The following is a 15,046-nucleotide window of genomic DNA, read 5'->3' on the forward strand; positions in this document are numbered from 1 at the left end:
CGGAAGCCATTCTTAGCTCCATTACCGCGGACGTTTGGTTTGGTGAGCATTCATATCATTATCGCAGGCAGCAAAGAAAATCAGGAGAAATCTACGGTGATATTCCCGCTGATCCGCTCGGAGGAAGTGGCCGGATTTCTGCAACAATTTATTCCGGCGTTTTCGTATGAAGCGAAGTGGATTCCTTTGGAGAAGACCGCCTGGCGCAGCTATACAGTAATTCCAGCTCTGTTTGGGATACTGGCTGCTATCCCGCTTATGCTCTGGGCTCCCGGTTACGGGGCCGGGTTGGTATTGTTTCTGCCTTTGACAGCCGGCATATTGGGACAATTATCCTTCAATCAGGTTGGATGGTCGTTTCATGTGAGCCATTTAATTCATTCCATTTCGTATAGAAGGCAGTAAAAAGCCGTGTATCCACACGGCTCCCAAGCAACAGCCGCTTTAGGAGCGGCTGTTTTTATTTTATTTTAGGATGGTTAAGCAGCATTTCAAATCCTGTTGACAGGGCAGGTGCACCCGCTGTACAATTTATTTTATTCCGACTGTTCAGTATAAAATAAGAATTGAAAAGGTGAGCTATGCCCAAATTAGGAATGGAACCCATACGCCGGGCCGAGGTTATTAACGCCACATTAACCTGCATCAGCGTTCACGGAATTGATGGCATGACGCTGGATAAGGTGGCTGAGTATGCCGGCTGCTCCAAGGGTGTGGTGACTTATTATTATAAGAATAAAGATCATCTGACTATTGAGGCCTTTAAGGCGTTTCTGGCCTATTACGGTCTAAAGATTGAGTCGGAATTGGAGAACTCCATGACTGCCGGGGAAATGATGGGCATTGTGCTCAAGCATATTTTGCCTCCGGCCGCTCAGGATACAGGGAACAAAATAAATGTATCTCAGCTTGAGGGAATGGAGCAGATGAATATCCCGCACGAAGATCAGGGGAGACTTTTTCTGCAATTTTTCTCCAAAGCCGTGCTTGACCGCAATTTACAGGAAGTATTGTCCCGGAGTTATAAGGCCGATCTGCAGGGCATTGCCAAGATATTTGATTATGGCAGCCGAATGGGGCATATGTCTGTAGATGATCCGGGAGACGCTGCCTATGGGCTGCTGGCGATGATAGTGGGACTAAGCTTCTTTAGAGTCGCGAACATTCCCACAGCAAAAGGCGGGGACAACCGTTATATTAGTGAGGAATATGTAAGAAGGTTCAGGGATATTTGATTGAACAGGTTCATGAGGAGGATGACGATGAAGATAACAAAAACAGAAGCGAATGGAGTAAATCTTGCCATTGTCAGCGGCAGCGAGATATTTATTGGGGATGTGCAGTCGGCACTGGATCTTATGGCAACTGTACAATATGAATCAGGCTGCAATCGTATTATTATGAACAAATCTTTGTTCAGCGACAGCTTTTTCGATTTGAAAACACGCCTGGCCGGCGAAATCCTGCAGAAGTTCACCACTTATCAGGTGAAGCTTGCGCTGGTCGGTGATTTTTCCGTATATTCCAGTCAAAGCCTTAAAGATTTCATTTATGAATGCAACCATGGGAATAACTTCTTGTTCCTGCCGGATGAACAACAAGCGATTGAAAAGTTAAGCAGGCTGAAGTAAAAGAGGCGGGAGGTTGTCAGGTGGCAAATCCAAATCGCAGTAACGAAGCGGAGTATCCCATGGTGAACCTACCTGGGGGTGAAATTGAATTAAGAGACGACCGCAGGAAGACAACATGGACGGTTCAGGTGAAGCCTTTCGCACTGGCCCCGGTCCCCGTCACCAAAGCGTTATTTGACTCGGTCATGTCAAGGCCGGCGGAACCTGATGCCGAGCCTCAAGCACCGGCGGTGAATGTCTCATGGGAGGATACGCTTCTCTTCTGTAATTTGCTGTCCCGCCGCTCGGGCCTCAAGGAATGTTATTCGCTGGGTGATACAGGTGAAAATGCCGTCTGCAACTGGGAGGCGGAGGGGTACCGTCTGCCGACAGAAGCGGAATGGCAGCATGCGTGCAAAGCCGGAACGGGTGGATACCGTTACGGGGAGCTGGATGAAATCGCCTGGTATGAGGAGAATTCTGCGGGCAGGGTACATCAGGTGGGGCAAAAGCAGCCTAACGCCTGGGGACTCTATGATATGATAGGAAATGTGTGGGAGTGGTGCTGGGATCTATACGATCAGGAGGTATATGGCTCCTACCGGATATTCCGGGGTGGAAGCTGGGCTGAAGAGGCCAGGGGGTGCGGAGCCACCTGCCGCCGCCGCAGCCACCCTACCTTTCGCATTGAGGATCTTGGTTTCCGGTTGGCAAGGTCAGAATATTCTCTATTCCACCATGTTAGTTCAAATCGCTAAATGGTATGATAGAAGTGAGGTGAAGATAAGCATGAACAATAAGACAACGAATGAAGAAATAACAAATGAAGAAGTAACAAATGAAGAAGTAACGAATGAAGAACCCATGTCCGAAGAAAATATGGCCGAGCTTCTGAACGCGGTTCACCATAACGGCCTTGTCGCTTTGAGAATGCACTTTAAGGCGGTTGAAGGACAAATCGTGAAGCTTGAAGCCTATGGACCCGTTTTTGTTTATCATGTACAAGATGAAGCAGAGCATGTTTATTCCTGCGGTTTTTTTCTGCGCGAGTTAATCGCAAGATTCCAGTCGGGCAATGAACCGGCGGTCTGGATGGCTTCGTTTTTCATCGATTTGATGAAAAACAAAGGCGGCAAAGCTTTGCCGCAGCCGGCCACAAGCGAAGACGAAGCCAAAGCCATTATCGACCAGGTGCTGGTTCCCAAGCTCATCGAAGAAGTGCATGAAGAATTTGCTCCCGAGCAGGTCCATGCCGGATTGGTCTGGAACGAGGAGTACGGACCGGTCTTTGAATCCGGATTTCCTGCGATCACGGAAGGCAATAATGTGTGTGCGATCCCGCTACATCTCTTGTACACCCATTTGCAGCTGAACCGCGACCCTGGAGAGATCGTGCTGCAGGGCTTGTATAACATCCGCAAGGAACATGGGCTGGACTAAAATTTAGGTTGGAAAGAAAGAGCGGGGGCCTGGGCCCCCGCTCTTTTGTTAGGTGCTGGAACTAAACTCTGCCAATTAACGCAAACCTTGCTCATGGCGAAACGGAACTCCTGCTACACAAGTTGAACTTGATAATTTAATAAAAAGGGTAGGAGTGCGGAAGGGAAGTTTGGAACTGGAGGAGCGGTAGCGTCCGCCTGAAAGCTTTCCAGAGGAAAGCTCGCATCGGAAGCATAGGCAGTCTACGGATTTCAACCACGAACGGCGGGACAATTGAAGAAATCTGTAGACAACAGCGGCTGGAAGTCCAAACATTCCCCGCAGTTACGACCAAACCCCAATATGAAAATCTAAAGTTCAACTTATATAGCTCCTATTTCTCCACAGAGATGTTGCCCGATTGGGACTTAGCGCTAAGCACAGAGGTCCCGGTATCCGCGCCGTCTATGGTTAGCTTTAAGCTTTGGCCGCCGCCGTCGTTCTTAATGTCCGCGGGGTCTGCCAGAGAGGAATTGATCTTGCCGGACTGGGTGGCCGCCTCCACTGTGCCGGTGTAGCCGCTCACGGTGATGCTGCCTGAATCGGCAGCCAGCTGGATATCCCGGGCCTGGGCATCCGCCAGCTCAATATCGCCGGACGTTGTGATCAGCGAGATGGACTGGTAGCTCTGATCCGGAATCTCCAAATAGAGGGTCGCTGACTTCAAGTGAATGAAGCCGGAGGCGGGCTCAAGATTGACGGTAAGAACATCGCCATCCAGCACCGCAGGCAGCTCTCCACTCGTTTTCATACGGATTTTCACTTCGGCGTCTTCGGAGCGGCTTACCTTGACGGATTGTCCGTCCGTGTTGATCTGAATCTGCTGCACTTTGCCTCCCGCGAAAGAAGCGGTTTGCTCCACCGCCTTGTCTCCGCAACCTGCGAGTCCCAGCATAAGGAAAACCGCTGCCAGTGGAGTTAGCCATTTGTAGCCTGTACGTTTCTTCATAAGGATGATCCCCTTCTTATAGATAGATTACCCGTTCGGAAGAACTGGGCGATTACGGATATAACGATTAGAAGGCCTGTCATACCAAGATAAAGTTCGGGAGAAGCTTCTGATATTCCCAGGAAATCTAGCTCTGGAATATGGTTTAGCGGCCCCAAATACCACCACAGCATATAAACAACCTCGAACAGCTTTTTTGAGCCGCTCAACGTGCCCAGGGTCAGGGCCAAAGTCGGGACAAACAAGATGCCTGCCCCCCATGCCCATACAGCCTGCCCCTGTGCTTCAAGCATGAAACGAATGATGGCTCCTGAAGAAATCAGCAGCGCAATGAGTACGCCGGCAAGCCATTCTGTCCACCACTTGGCGAAAGGAGAACAACTGGAGGCTATCAATCCGCGTGTAAAATAGTGCTTATCCCGCATCCCCATCTGCGACCACACGCCGATAGGCCAAATCATCACAAAAGGCAGCAGGCTGGGCAGATATTCCGCCGGGATGAACAGGCAGCCCGCGATGAGTGCGGCAGCGGCCAGAAACCACCACAAGGACAGGCCTTTCAGCATAATCTTCAGTTCGGAGCGGAGCAGACCCGGCCAACGCAGTCCTTTAGCTTTCACTGCGGGTGAGAGCTTAAGCGGGCCATTCAGGCCCGTTGCAGGAAGGGAGGACCCGGCCAAAGGCTGTTCTTGCGCCGAAATGACCAGCTTATGAAGCGAGACAGCAGCCCCGGAGCTGTTAAACCGCCGGAACAGCAGGGAAGAGGCCACTATGATCGCTGACCCGGCAGCGATCCAGACCAGGCGGATGAAAATTAGCTGCTGATCCCAGACCACACCCTGCCAGTCAAAGGTGGGGATTTGTCCTTCTACCGGATAATAACCAAAGCTCCCGCTGTTCTCAAGACTGGACAGGGCTGGATAGTGTTCCGCAGCACCTTGGGCCATCCCTTTCAGGATGGAACTGATCCCGAACATATCCCACCAGTGGTTTGGGGCAGCAATGGACAGAACGCTGGCGAATATCCACAGGCAGAAAAAAAGCAAGTTGCCCAGCAGTCCCTTGAACCCCGGAAATACATCAAACAGAACCGTTAACGAGGCGAGCAGGAATAATGAAGGTACAGTAATGTATAAAAGAGGTGCAAGGTAATCCCCGACCTGCAGCTGAACATCTTCTCCCCGCAGCAACTGCATGGCCATGAACGCGAGCAGCAGGACGGCCTCGATCACCAGCAGCACCACAAAATTGGCAGCGGCTTTGCTGACAATATAGCGAAGATTGCGGACGGGAGCAGCTGCGATCAGCGGCCCGACCTTAAGCCGTTCGTCCTCGGAAATTTGACTTCTCAGCATAAAAAATCCGAACAGCCACAGCAGCATTGTTGTTAACATCGCGGCCATTCCGCCCAACCAGGCGGAGTTGTATATGCCTCTTACGCCGCCGATATAAAAAATTTCATAGCCGGCGGACGCATCCGGCACGCAGGCATACCCGGCGAACACGCTGATCCCGATGACAAGCAGGAAGGAATAGCTCCGCATTTGCTTGATCAGATTGGTTTTGATTAAATGAAAGTAAACAGACAGGGCTGAACTCATGGCGTAGCTCCTAACGAGGACACCCTGTACAGATAGGCATCCTCCAGTGAGGAGGGAAGCAAAGTAGCGTTCGGCATTGGGCGCAGATCAGAGACGATCCGGGCATGAATACCGTCGCTGCGCTGAATCGCGCTGCTGAGGGTATACTTCTCCTGCATGTCCTGCAGTGCGGCGGCGGGGATGATGCAATTCCAGACCTTTTCCTCCACACTTTGGATCAGGTTCTCCGGTTCCGCGTACGTGACCAGCCGGCCCTTGGCCATAATCGCAATCGTTGGGGCAATGGACTCCACATCGGTGACGATATGAGTCGACAGAATAACGATCCGCTCCGCCGACAAGCTGGACAATAAATTGCGGAAGCGGATTCTTTCCCCGGGGTCCAGTCCGACGGTTGGCTCATCCACAATCAGCAGTGAGGGATCGTTAAGCAGGGACTGGGCGATGCCCACCCGCTGCCTCATGCCGCCGGAGAAACCGCCGAGCAGCCGCTTCCGGTCATGGGAAAGATTCAGAATCTCCAGCAGCTCGTTAATTCGCGTTCGTGCGGTTTTGGCTGACAAACCTTTCATGGCGGCCATATAGTCGAGAAATTCAAGCGGCGTCAGATTCGGATAGACGCCAAAATCCTGCGGCAAATAACCAAGCTCCTGGCGCAGAATCTGCGGCTGCCGGGCAATGTCCACGCCATTCCACGTGATTTTCCCTGTGGTCGGTTGTTCAATGGTCGCAAGCATCCGCATTAATGTCGACTTGCCCGCACCATTTGGACCGAGCAGCCCGACCACTCCCGGCTTAAGCTTCAAGGATACGCCGTTCAGCGCACTCTTGGAGCCATAGGTCTTCGATACCTGTTCAATTTGTAATTCCATGTGTAATTCCTCCGTTACATCCAAGTTGGCGAGCAGCTACCAGCAGCTGCATTAACAGATTAGCCGACGAAAGTAAAAATAAAGCAAAATCCCGGTTAAATGGAGACAGGAAACCAGCGGCCGATCTTTTGTGTGCTAAAATAAAGCGATAACTTATCCGAATTGGGAGGAAACACCATTGTTGATGGACAATGTGAATACCGAAAAAATTCTGCTGGTTGATGACGAGCAGGGGATATTAACGCTGCTGGAGATTACACTTAGAAAAGAACGCTACCACGATATAACCAGCTGCACCACCGGGGAACAAGCGCTATTTTATATCCAAAACCATACGTATGATCTCATCCTGCTGGATGTGATGCTGGGGGATGTCAACGGATTTGAGCTGTGCCGTGACATACGCAAGCATACAGACGCACCGATTATTTTTATTACATCCTGTGCAAGCGACTTTGACAAATTAACGGGTCTGGGCATCGGCGGGGATGATTATATTACGAAACCCTTTAATCCGCTTGAGGTGATCGCCCGAATCAAAGCCTTGTTCAGGAGGCAGAACCTGACTCAGTCTTCGGCACACGGAAATTCGGGAAACAAAGAATACAATTACGGGCGTTTTATTCTAAAACCCGCGGATGCCGTATTACTTGTTGGCGGCCAGACTGTGGAGTGTACGGCCAAGGAGCTGGAGCTGCTGAGTTTCTTTTGCCGGAATCCGAACCGGATCTATACGACCTCGCAAATCTATGAACTGGTGTGGGGGAACCCGGGTTATGGGGATGAGAAGACGGTAACCATTCATATCTCCAAAATCAGAAAGAAGCTCAACGATAATCCCAAAGATCCTGAACTCATCATCAACCTGAGAGGCATCGGTTATAAATTTGTCCCGCCGGTCAAGGAATCCTGAGATGAGAACCAAACTGCGGTTCAGTCTCCATTTTGTAATCGGATTGATTGCCTGGATGTTTGGCCTGGGCCTCACCATGCTGCTTTTGGTCGATTTCCTGTTCCCGCTGCTGGGCATTGTCGAAGATGAGGGTTACTACGATCTGTTCGTTCTGGGTGTTTTTGTACTTAACATTACCGGTTACAGCTTAGTGTTTGCCTGGTATTTCGGCGGTCCGTTAAGGTTCATGATGTCGTGGATTGCCGCTTTGTCGAACGGGAAGGTTGAGCCTCCCGAGACAGTGACTGGAATATTCAAGCGCAACCATAAGCTGAAAGCCAGATACCGGCTGTATAACGAGCTGATTGCGAATATTACAACGTTGTCCGGAAGCCTGAAGCAAGCCGAACTGGAGCGGAGCAAGCTGGAAGAGAATAAAAAAGAATGGCTGGCCGGCATCTCGCATGACTTGAAAACTCCGCTAACCTATGTGACGGGTTATTCAGCCTTGCTGCTGAATGAGGAATATACCTGGAGCGGGGAGGAGCGCAGAACATTTCTGCAAGAGATTCAGTCCAAAGGGCAACACATGGAGGAACTCATCAGCGATATTAATCTTTCTTTTCAAATCAATCATAGTCATGCCTCCCTGCCGATGCAGACCGGCACAGTGGATTTGATCGGCTTCGTACAACGGCTGATTGCCGATGTTGCCAACGACCCCAGAGCCGCGGCTTATCCGCTTAGTATGGATTCGGAGGAACAACGGCTGGAGCTGTTGGCCGATGAGAAGCTGTTGTACCGGGCGCTGCAAAATGTACTCCTGAATGCTGTCATTCATAATCCGGAGGGGACAAGCATCCATGTGACCATCCGGAAGGACGGGCATGGGTTCGCCGAAATTACGGTTACCGATGATGGCCAAGGCATGGACGAACATATGCTTAACCATTTGTTCCACAAATATTACCGTGGAGCGGCTGCCGAGTCCCCCAAGCGGGGCCTGGGCCTGGGGTTGTCTATTGTTAAAAGTCTGATCCTGGCTCATGGAGGCACTCTGACTGCAGAGAGCGAAGTATCCAAAGGCAGCTCGTTTCATATCCGTCTGCCGGTATTGTAAGCTTGCGGAATCGGCCGGATTCGCGGGCCCGCGAATACCGACTCTTTTATTGACGATAGAAGACTGCGGTCCTTATAAGTTGGCTATGACAACTAAAGCGATCTCCACTAAATATTGTATTCCTCCGGCACGTTCAAGCCTTGTGTTCCGACCTCGCCTGATAGAGCGTTTGAATGAAGGACTGTACCGCAAATTGACCGTCATTTCGGCTTCCGCCGGCTTTGGCAAAACCACTCTGGCCAGCGGGTGGGTGGCAAATTGCGACCGGCCTGTCGCCTGGCTGTCCATGGATGAAGGGGATGATGACCCGGTATGCTTCTGGACCGCGCTTATCACTGCACCTACTTAAGTATCTGTTGATCAATACCGTATTGCCGCTATACTCATTGCATATCAAGGTTTGGAGGAATCCCCATGAAAGCAGTAGTGTGCATGAAGTACGGAGCACCGGATGTTCTGGAAATCAAAGAGGTAGCCAAACCTGACCCCAAGGCTAATGAAATCCTGATAAAAATTTATGCGACCTCAGTGGCAACAGGCGACTGCAGAGTTCGCGGCTTCAAAAGTCCGTTCCTCCTCTGGCTCCCCATGCGAATGGTACTAGGCCTCAGAAAACCAAGGAATCCGATACTGGGTGTGGAGCTGGCCGGGGAAATTGAAGCTATAGGCCCGGCTGTGAAACGGTTTAAGAAAGGGGACCGGGTCTACGGATTAACGGGGATGCGTTTTGGTGCCCACGCCGAATATACTTGTATGCCTGAAGACTCTGCAGTTTCGTTGAAACCGCAGAATGCGACCTATGAGGAAGCTGCTGCTGTTCCTTTTTCAGGAACTACAGCCTTGTATTTCTTAAGAAAGGGCAACATTCGGGAAGGTCAGAAGGTGCTTGTCTACGGCGCTTCGGGAGCGGTGGGCAGTTCTGCGGTCCAACTGGCCAAACACTTTGGCGCAAAGGTTACAGGGGTATGCAGTACGGCCAACTTTGAATGGGTGAAGTCGCTGGGGGCCGATAAGCTGGTGGATTATACGAAGGAAGATTTCACGGCAAAAGGAGAGCAATACGATCTTATTCTGGATGCTGTCGGGAAAACTTCCAAATCCGCTTGTGCAAAAGCACTGGCGCCGAATGGAGTATATGTGTCCGTTGAGGGTCAGGGGATCGCGAAGGTACGTGCGGAGGATTTGGTTTTCCTCAAAGAGCTTACGGAGACGGGGAAACTTCAAGCTGTCATAGACAGAGTTTATCCGCTGGAGAAAATCGCTGAAGCCCACCGCTATGTGGAGCAAGGACATAAAAAAGGAAATGTGATTATCACGGTTTGAGAATGCCTTCCTGCGGGAGGTTTTTTTTTGTGCTATGATGTAAATAAATAGGAGGTGAAAGGAATGATAGGTACGCTTATAGGCAGAGGGAATACCGCGGATGTTTTTGATGCCGGCGGTAACAAGGCCGTCAAGCTTTTTAAGGAGGGTTACCCTTTAGCTGCTGTTCAGTTTGAATATGGAAATTCAAAACTGCTGAGCGGGTTGGACATTCCAATAATACAAAGCTATGAGCTGGTTACATACGAGGGAAGGCACGGCATTGTATATGACAGGATTGAGGGAGAATCCATGCTTGAACTCCTTTTTCAGACGGAGGATCTGGAGAAATATACAGCCGTGATGGCTTCGCTGCATAAAGAGCTTCTGGCCTGCAAGCTTAGCTCGGCCGTTAGTCTGAAATCCATATTGAAGAATAATATTGAGCATGCGGATTTAAGTACCCGGTGCAAGTCGGAACTTGCAGAGCGGCTTGAGGCATTGCCGGATGGTGACGGCCTGTGTCATGGGGATTTCAACTTCGGGAATGTCATGATAGGTTCCGGGCGGAATTATATCATTGATTATATGAATATTTGCCGGGGCCATCAGCATGCGGACATTGCCAGGACCGTATATCTAACTGAAATGACACCTGCACCTGCTGAATCTGAAGAGGCAGAACGTATACTTGGGATGAAAAAACAAGCAGCCGACCTTTATCTCCAGGAAATGGGTGTCGGCCGGGAAAGCTTATCCGAATGGCTGCTCGTCACTGCCGCTGCCAGACTTTCGGAATTAAGCAGTGATATGGCAGAGGAGAGAAATACAGTGCTGCAGTATCTGTCGCTGCAGGGACTGCCTGTATAAATCCCGTCACTGCCGCAACGGCCGGATAGCAACGCGCTTGTCCGCTCCAGAAATAGACCGCAGCCATTGTTCCTGGGCGGTCTATTTCCTGTTGAGCCGTATAGGCAAAGGGTGCCGTTTTGAAGACTACGTACAAATCGCACTATTTAGGGGGAGTTTTAGAGTCTCTTTTGGAGCGGGAAATTCCCGGTTCTTAACGGAATCAGAAGCAATATACATGGGAATGTAGGCAAGGCGAAGCGTTACGGATCATTCGTGAAAGGAGCAGGAGGAGCAACGGTCATTTTCGAAACCGGTTGGGATTAAGGGAGATTATATTCCGAAACGGAGGGGTTTTATGTTGAAAAGGGTAAAAGTGTTAAGTCTGCTGCTGCTGTTCACACTGGTGTTTGCCGGGATGCCCGCTGCGAATACAACTGCCGGTGCAGCTCCAGGGTGGAACTTGGCATGGAGCGATGAGTTCGATGGAACTTCTCTGAATACGTCCAATTGGACCGCTGAAATCGGAACCGGTAGTGGAGGCTGGGGAAACAATGAGCTCCAGTACTATACGAACCGTGCGCAGAACCTTCAGGTTACGGGCGGAAACCTCGTCATCAAGGCACAAAAGGAAGCCTATGGCGGCATGAATTATACCTCGGCACGCATCAAAACACAGGGGCTGAAGAGCTTTACCTACGGAAAAGTGGAAGCGCGAATTAAGCTGCCTTCCGGACAGGGGATATGGCCGGCCTTCTGGATGCTCGGAACGAACATTACAACGGTAGATTGGCCTAAAAGCGGAGAGATTGATGTGATGGAACGGGTAAACAACAACCCCTTTGTTAATGGAACCGTACACTGGGATGCCGGGGGCCATGCGGACTATGGGCAAATCTCTGGCAACCTGGATTTTTCCCAATATCATGTGTACAGCATAGAGTGGGATGCGAATTATATCAAATGGTTTGTAGACGGTAATCAGTATAATGCCTTCTACATTGAGAATGGAACCGGCAATACGGAGGAGTTCCAGAAGCCCTTTTTTCTCCTGCTGAATTTGGCCGTGGGCGGGAATTGGCCCGGAAGTCCAAATGATGCGACGCCTTTCCCGGCGCAAATGCTCGTTGATTATGTCCGGGTCTATCAGAACGCACCTTCTTCGGGCATTGTCAGCGGCGGAATCTATACCTTAACCTCCAAGGTCAGCGGCAAGGTGCTGGATGTAAAAGATGTGTCTACAGCGGACGGGGCAAAAATGCATCAGTGGACCAATTACAGTGCAAGCAACCAAAAATTCAAGGTGGAAAGTACAGGTGACGGCTACTATAAGCTTACGGCGGTGCACAGCGGAAAAGTGCTCGATGTGCCAAACGCATCAACCTCCAGCGGTGTGCAGCTGCAGCAAGCCAACGAAAATGGCAGTGATGCCCAGCGCTGGAGGATCGTCGATGCGGGAGGCGGCTATTATAAGCTTGTGTCCAAAGCAAGCGGGCTGGCTATGGATATAGCGGGATCGTCTACAGCCGATGGCGCAGTGGTCCAGCAGTGGACCGATAATGGAACTGATGCGCAGAAATGGTTGTTTACCCTTAATTAATGACGATTAACCGAAAATGATATCCAACTGCTTCAGCTCGTCTTCCGACAAATGAACGCTCAGCGTTTGCAGATTGGATTCGATCTGACCGGGCCGGGTTGCGCCGGGAATGATCAGGTCAACAGCGGGGCGTGTCAATAACCAGGCAAGTGCAATCTGGGCTGGCTCTGCCCCCTTGTCATTTGCGAATGCTTTGAACCTGTCTACACGCTCCAGATTGGCCGGATAGGCATTTTGTTGAAATAAGGGATTGTTCATTCGTGAGACATCGCTAAAGACATCATCCTTTTTATATTTACCGGCAAGCAGGCCCGAAGCCAGCGGGAAGAAAGGAATCAGTGAAATTCCATACTCCAGACAATAAGGGATAACATCTGCTTCAGCCTGACGGACCAGCAATGAATATTCGGCTTGCAGAACATCCAGATGCCCGGCACTATTAAATTCCTGCAGCTGCGCAAAGCTTAAGTTGGAAGCGCCGATAGCTTTGATTTTTCCGGATAACTTGAGTTCCGCCAGTACGTCTGCCGCTTCGGACAGGGGTGTGCGGCTTTCCGGAAAATGCAGAAAGAAGATATCTATATAGTCCGTCTGCAATCTCATCAAGCTGTCATCCACAGCTTTGCGGAGTGCGGCCGGACTGTTGTCCACCTCAATCCCTGCTTGATTAAACTGCGGATTGGAAGAAGCTTTGGTGGAGAGCACCAGCTGCTCCCGCCCTCCGTGCTCCCGGATGGCTTCCCCGATCAATTCCTCGGAATGCCCCAGTCCGTAGAGGTAGGCAGTATCAATAAAATTGATCCCCTGCTTCAGAGCAGCCCGGATTAACTCTCTGCTTAAGTTGTCATCCACTTTGGGGTACATCATGGAGTTGCCCACAACGCCTGCGCCAAAGCCGATTTTAAAGGCTTCCAGTCCTGTTCTGCCTACCTTGATTGTGTTATTATTCATTTCAACATGCTCCTCTTCGGTTTGATATCGGGTCCCTGTAGAAGGGGCCTGACACACATCCTACAACCTGGTGTCAACACCAGGTCAAGGGGAGAAGGCGGAAAATTTAGAGATGAATCGGAAAGCACAATGATATTAGGGGTGAAAGGACATGATGGACAAGAAAGAGCTGCAGTTCAATAACTGGATGAAGGCTGACCCGCTTAGCCGGAAAGAACTGCTGCTGTCGCTCGAAGGTTATAAAGGGCATGATTTTAAACTCAAGACTGTGCAAACCTTCAACTCGAATCAAAAAGAATTTACGACAGGAATCTATGAGCTTGGCGGAGAGGAGTACCTGTTTGTGCCGGGAAACAGAGTCGTGCTGGGTTGGGATGAAGCCAATCCGGTAGAGGAAGCGGTCCTTGCTGCGCTTCAATATGAAATGGATATTGCCGGCATCCCCATGCAAGCGCAGGAATATTTGAAGGAAGTCTGCTCCCCAATTAGAGAAGTCGAAATTTCACCGATGCTGGTGGAGCGAAATGTCCGTTTAATGAACAGCTACAGCACTTGGGTGAATTATAACGAGGTGATCAGAGATTTTGACCAGCAGGGCTTCTCCATGGTCACCGAAGACGAATGGGAGTACCTGTGCGGCGCCGAGTTGGGGGCATTGTTCAGTCTGCCGATGGACAGCTGGATCCACAAGATTTGCAGCCAGGAAAGCTATTTCTGGAATACCCCTGTGGCGGAGCAGCCCAATGCCTACGGATTACAGAATTTTAAGCGAGAAAGCCCACTCCTTTAGGTGTGGGATGATAGCGAGATTGGAATAGACGTCCTAAGACACTTAATGTTCCAACATTTTATGGATATCATGTTTCAGTCTTAAACATAAACCGATACAATTAATGTATGGATAATTATAGAAGAATCAACACAACCGTATCGCCTAATCAATTATCACTTTGTTTTTTGTCCACGATATCGAAAGAAAATCTTTCTTAAATTTGATGTTGAAAGTAGAGATTATCTCAATCGAAATAGATCAAGATCACGCACATCTATTTTTGAATGCTTTGCCGACATGTAGTCCTGCTGATATTATGGCAAAAATTAAAGGAGTCACATCTAAACGACTACGAGAGGAGTTTACACATTTAGCCTATTTACCTTCACTTTGGATACGTTCATACTTTGTAAGTACCGCAGGAAATGTGTCTAGTGAAGCGATTAAAAGATATGTTGAACAACAAAAAACAAGGGGGTGAAAAACATGTGAGTGAAATGCGACTGTTGTGGAACTGAACAATTGATCAAGGATTTCAAATTCGACAAATATTTTGGCTTGGTGGCTGGTCTTTAATTAGAGAGAGGTGAATACTTATGCAGTCCGTCACTATAAAGATAAGATTATTTCCAAGTAACCCAATCGAATTAAAGTTATTAAGCAGAGAATATATTCGAGCGATTAATTCATTAACAGAACAAGCAGAAAAAGAAGGTTCCTTCCCCAAACTCACAACGAAAGATGTAGAAGCTAAACTCCCTTCGGCTGTACTGAATCAAGCTATTCGTGATGCTAAAAGCGTATTTAAGAAAACGAAGAAGGAAAGGAAGCGTCCAATCTTAAGGAAACCCACCTACTATATCAACAACCAAAACTATTCCATTGGCCATTCCTCTATTGCTTTTCCTATCATCGTGGACAACAAAGTGAAAAAGACAATTTTCCCTGCTCTATTAACCGAAAGAGATAAACAATTTCTTCAACATGCAAAATGTGGTCTGATGAGAATCGTTGAGAAAGCAGGAAAATGGTTTGCTCAAGTTTCACTT

At 49.5% G+C, this 15,046-nt stretch carries 17 protein-coding genes and 1 pseudogene; 14 read left to right on the forward strand and 4 right to left on the reverse strand.

Annotated elements, in window-relative coordinates; all coding sequences use genetic code 11:
• The first annotated feature begins 39 nt into the window (after nucleotides 1-39).
• From IEY53_RS17180 to IEY53_RS17200, 5 genes are all read left to right on the forward strand, one after another.
• Nucleotides 40-405 (forward strand): hypothetical protein, encoded by a 366-nt coding sequence (locus IEY53_RS17180; RefSeq protein ID WP_189027031.1) that lies wholly within the window; start codon nucleotides 40-42, stop codon nucleotides 403-405.
• A 176-nt stretch (nucleotides 406-581) separates the two neighbouring features.
• The gene (locus tag IEY53_RS17185; RefSeq protein WP_189027033.1) at nucleotides 582-1,235 is read left to right on the forward strand and encodes a TetR/AcrR family transcriptional regulator; all 654 of its coding nucleotides are present in this window, start codon (nucleotides 582-584) and stop codon (nucleotides 1,233-1,235) included.
• Between the two features lie 27 nt (nucleotides 1,236-1,262).
• A complete protein-coding gene (locus IEY53_RS17190) occupies nucleotides 1,263-1,631 on the forward strand; it encodes a DUF4180 domain-containing protein (RefSeq protein WP_189027035.1) in 369 nt (122 codons plus the stop codon).
• 59 nt (nucleotides 1,632-1,690) lie between these two features.
• The gene (locus tag IEY53_RS17195; RefSeq protein ID WP_189027077.1) at nucleotides 1,691-2,368 is read left to right on the forward strand and encodes a formylglycine-generating enzyme family protein; all 678 of its coding nucleotides are present in this window, start codon (nucleotides 1,691-1,693) and stop codon (nucleotides 2,366-2,368) included.
• A 31-nt stretch (nucleotides 2,369-2,399) separates the two neighbouring features.
• Nucleotides 2,400-3,050 carry a hypothetical protein gene (locus tag IEY53_RS17200; protein WP_229696202.1) on the forward strand — a complete coding sequence of 217 codons (651 nt, stop codon included), beginning with the start codon at nucleotides 2,400-2,402 and terminating at the stop codon, nucleotides 3,048-3,050.
• Nucleotides 3,051-3,423: 373 nt separating this feature from the next.
• On the opposite strand, the gene IEY53_RS17205 is transcribed toward IEY53_RS17200, so the two are convergent.
• The 3 genes from IEY53_RS17205 to IEY53_RS17215 are packed head-to-tail and all read right to left on the reverse strand — an operon-like array spanning nucleotide 3,424 to nucleotide 6,511.
• A complete protein-coding gene (locus IEY53_RS17205; RefSeq protein WP_189027037.1) occupies nucleotides 3,424-4,038 on the reverse strand; it encodes a DUF4097 family beta strand repeat-containing protein in 615 nt (204 codons plus the stop codon).
• Nucleotides 4,035-5,639 carry a hypothetical protein gene (locus IEY53_RS17210; protein WP_189027040.1) on the reverse strand — a complete coding sequence of 535 codons (1,605 nt, stop codon included), beginning with the start codon at nucleotides 5,637-5,639 and terminating at the stop codon, nucleotides 4,035-4,037. Before IEY53_RS17210 ends, IEY53_RS17205 begins: the two co-directional genes overlap by 4 nt.
• Nucleotides 5,636-6,511, reverse strand: coding sequence for an ABC transporter ATP-binding protein (locus IEY53_RS17215; protein WP_189027041.1), 876 nt, complete (start codon nucleotides 6,509-6,511; stop codon nucleotides 5,636-5,638). Before IEY53_RS17215 ends, IEY53_RS17210 begins: the two co-directional genes overlap by 4 nt.
• Nucleotides 6,512-6,704: 193 nt before the next feature.
• Between IEY53_RS17215 and IEY53_RS17220 the strand changes: the two genes are divergently transcribed.
• The 6 genes from IEY53_RS17220 (at nucleotide 6,705) to IEY53_RS17245 (ending at nucleotide 12,274) form a co-directional block, all read left to right on the forward strand.
• Nucleotides 6,705-7,424: a response regulator transcription factor gene (locus tag IEY53_RS17220; protein ID WP_229696203.1), complete on the forward strand. Its 720-nt coding sequence runs from the start codon at nucleotides 6,705-6,707 to the stop codon at nucleotides 7,422-7,424.
• Nucleotide 7,425: 1 nt separating this feature from the next.
• Entirely contained in the window at nucleotides 7,426-8,523 is a 1,098-nt protein-coding gene (locus IEY53_RS17225) for a sensor histidine kinase (protein ID WP_189027043.1), read from the forward strand.
• Nucleotides 8,524-8,608: 85 nt separating this feature from the next.
• Nucleotides 8,609-8,872, forward strand: a complete 264-nt coding sequence (locus IEY53_RS17230) for a hypothetical protein (protein WP_189027045.1) — start codon at nucleotides 8,609-8,611, stop codon at nucleotides 8,870-8,872.
• A 65-nt stretch (nucleotides 8,873-8,937) separates the two neighbouring features.
• A complete protein-coding gene (locus IEY53_RS17235; RefSeq protein WP_189027047.1) occupies nucleotides 8,938-9,846 on the forward strand; it encodes an NAD(P)-dependent alcohol dehydrogenase in 909 nt (302 codons plus the stop codon).
• Nucleotides 9,847-9,909: 63 nt separating this feature from the next.
• Nucleotides 9,910-10,695: a phosphotransferase gene (locus tag IEY53_RS17240; RefSeq protein ID WP_189027049.1), complete on the forward strand. Its 786-nt coding sequence runs from the start codon at nucleotides 9,910-9,912 to the stop codon at nucleotides 10,693-10,695.
• A 337-nt stretch (nucleotides 10,696-11,032) separates the two neighbouring features.
• Nucleotides 11,033-12,274: an RICIN domain-containing protein gene (locus tag IEY53_RS17245; protein WP_189027051.1), complete on the forward strand. Its 1,242-nt coding sequence runs from the start codon at nucleotides 11,033-11,035 to the stop codon at nucleotides 12,272-12,274.
• Nucleotides 12,275-12,280: 6 nt separating this feature from the next.
• Here the strand turns inward: IEY53_RS17245 and IEY53_RS17250 are convergent, their stop codons facing one another.
• Nucleotides 12,281-13,225, reverse strand: a complete 945-nt coding sequence (locus IEY53_RS17250; RefSeq protein WP_189027052.1) for an aldo/keto reductase — start codon at nucleotides 13,223-13,225, stop codon at nucleotides 12,281-12,283.
• A gap of 151 nt (nucleotides 13,226-13,376) precedes the next feature.
• Between IEY53_RS17250 and IEY53_RS17255 the strand changes: the two genes are divergently transcribed.
• The 3 genes and pseudogenes from IEY53_RS17255 to IEY53_RS17265 form a co-directional block, all read left to right on the forward strand.
• Nucleotides 13,377-14,015, forward strand: coding sequence for an SGNH/GDSL hydrolase family protein (locus IEY53_RS17255; RefSeq protein ID WP_189027054.1), 639 nt, complete (start codon nucleotides 13,377-13,379; stop codon nucleotides 14,013-14,015).
• Between the two features lie 107 nt (nucleotides 14,016-14,122).
• A pseudogene (gene tnpA / locus IEY53_RS17260) lies at nucleotides 14,123-14,478 on the forward strand (IS200/IS605 family transposase).
• Nucleotides 14,479-14,593: 115 nt separating this feature from the next.
• A partial coding sequence (locus IEY53_RS17265) for a nuclease/transposase family protein (RefSeq protein WP_505820003.1) occupies nucleotides 14,594-15,046 on the forward strand: 453 nt, incomplete at its 3' end.

Origin of the sequence: Paenibacillus albidus, assembly GCF_014644435.1 — a bacterium.
In the GTDB taxonomy this organism is placed as follows: Bacteria; Bacillota; Bacilli; order Paenibacillales; family Paenibacillaceae; genus Paenibacillus_AQ; species Paenibacillus_AQ albidus.

Coding starts and splice junctions, on each gene's coding strand:
- IEY53_RS17210 (WP_189027040.1), bottom strand. CDS start 5,639: ATGAGTTCAGCCCTGTCTGTTTACTTTCATTTAATCAAAACCAATCTG.
- IEY53_RS17185 (WP_189027033.1), top strand. CDS start 582: ATGCCCAAATTAGGAATGGAACCCATACGCCGGGCCGAGGTTATTAAC.
- IEY53_RS17245 (WP_189027051.1), top strand. CDS start 11,033: ATGTTGAAAAGGGTAAAAGTGTTAAGTCTGCTGCTGCTGTTCACACTG.
- IEY53_RS17255 (WP_189027054.1), top strand. CDS start 13,377: ATGATGGACAAGAAAGAGCTGCAGTTCAATAACTGGATGAAGGCTGAC.
- IEY53_RS17235 (WP_189027047.1), top strand. CDS start 8,938: ATGAAAGCAGTAGTGTGCATGAAGTACGGAGCACCGGATGTTCTGGAA.
- IEY53_RS17240 (WP_189027049.1), top strand. CDS start 9,910: ATGATAGGTACGCTTATAGGCAGAGGGAATACCGCGGATGTTTTTGAT.
- IEY53_RS17200 (WP_229696202.1), top strand. CDS start 2,400: ATGAACAATAAGACAACGAATGAAGAAATAACAAATGAAGAAGTAACA.
- IEY53_RS17195 (WP_189027077.1), top strand. CDS start 1,691: ATGGTGAACCTACCTGGGGGTGAAATTGAATTAAGAGACGACCGCAGG.
- IEY53_RS17205 (WP_189027037.1), bottom strand. CDS start 4,038: ATGAAGAAACGTACAGGCTACAAATGGCTAACTCCACTGGCAGCGGTT.
- IEY53_RS17215 (WP_189027041.1), bottom strand. CDS start 6,511: ATGGAATTACAAATTGAACAGGTATCGAAGACCTATGGCTCCAAGAGT.
- IEY53_RS17230 (WP_189027045.1), top strand. CDS start 8,609: ATGACAACTAAAGCGATCTCCACTAAATATTGTATTCCTCCGGCACGT.
- IEY53_RS17225 (WP_189027043.1), top strand. CDS start 7,426: ATGAGAACCAAACTGCGGTTCAGTCTCCATTTTGTAATCGGATTGATT.
- IEY53_RS17190 (WP_189027035.1), top strand. CDS start 1,263: ATGAAGATAACAAAAACAGAAGCGAATGGAGTAAATCTTGCCATTGTC.
- IEY53_RS17250 (WP_189027052.1), bottom strand. CDS start 13,225: ATGAATAATAACACAATCAAGGTAGGCAGAACAGGACTGGAAGCCTTT.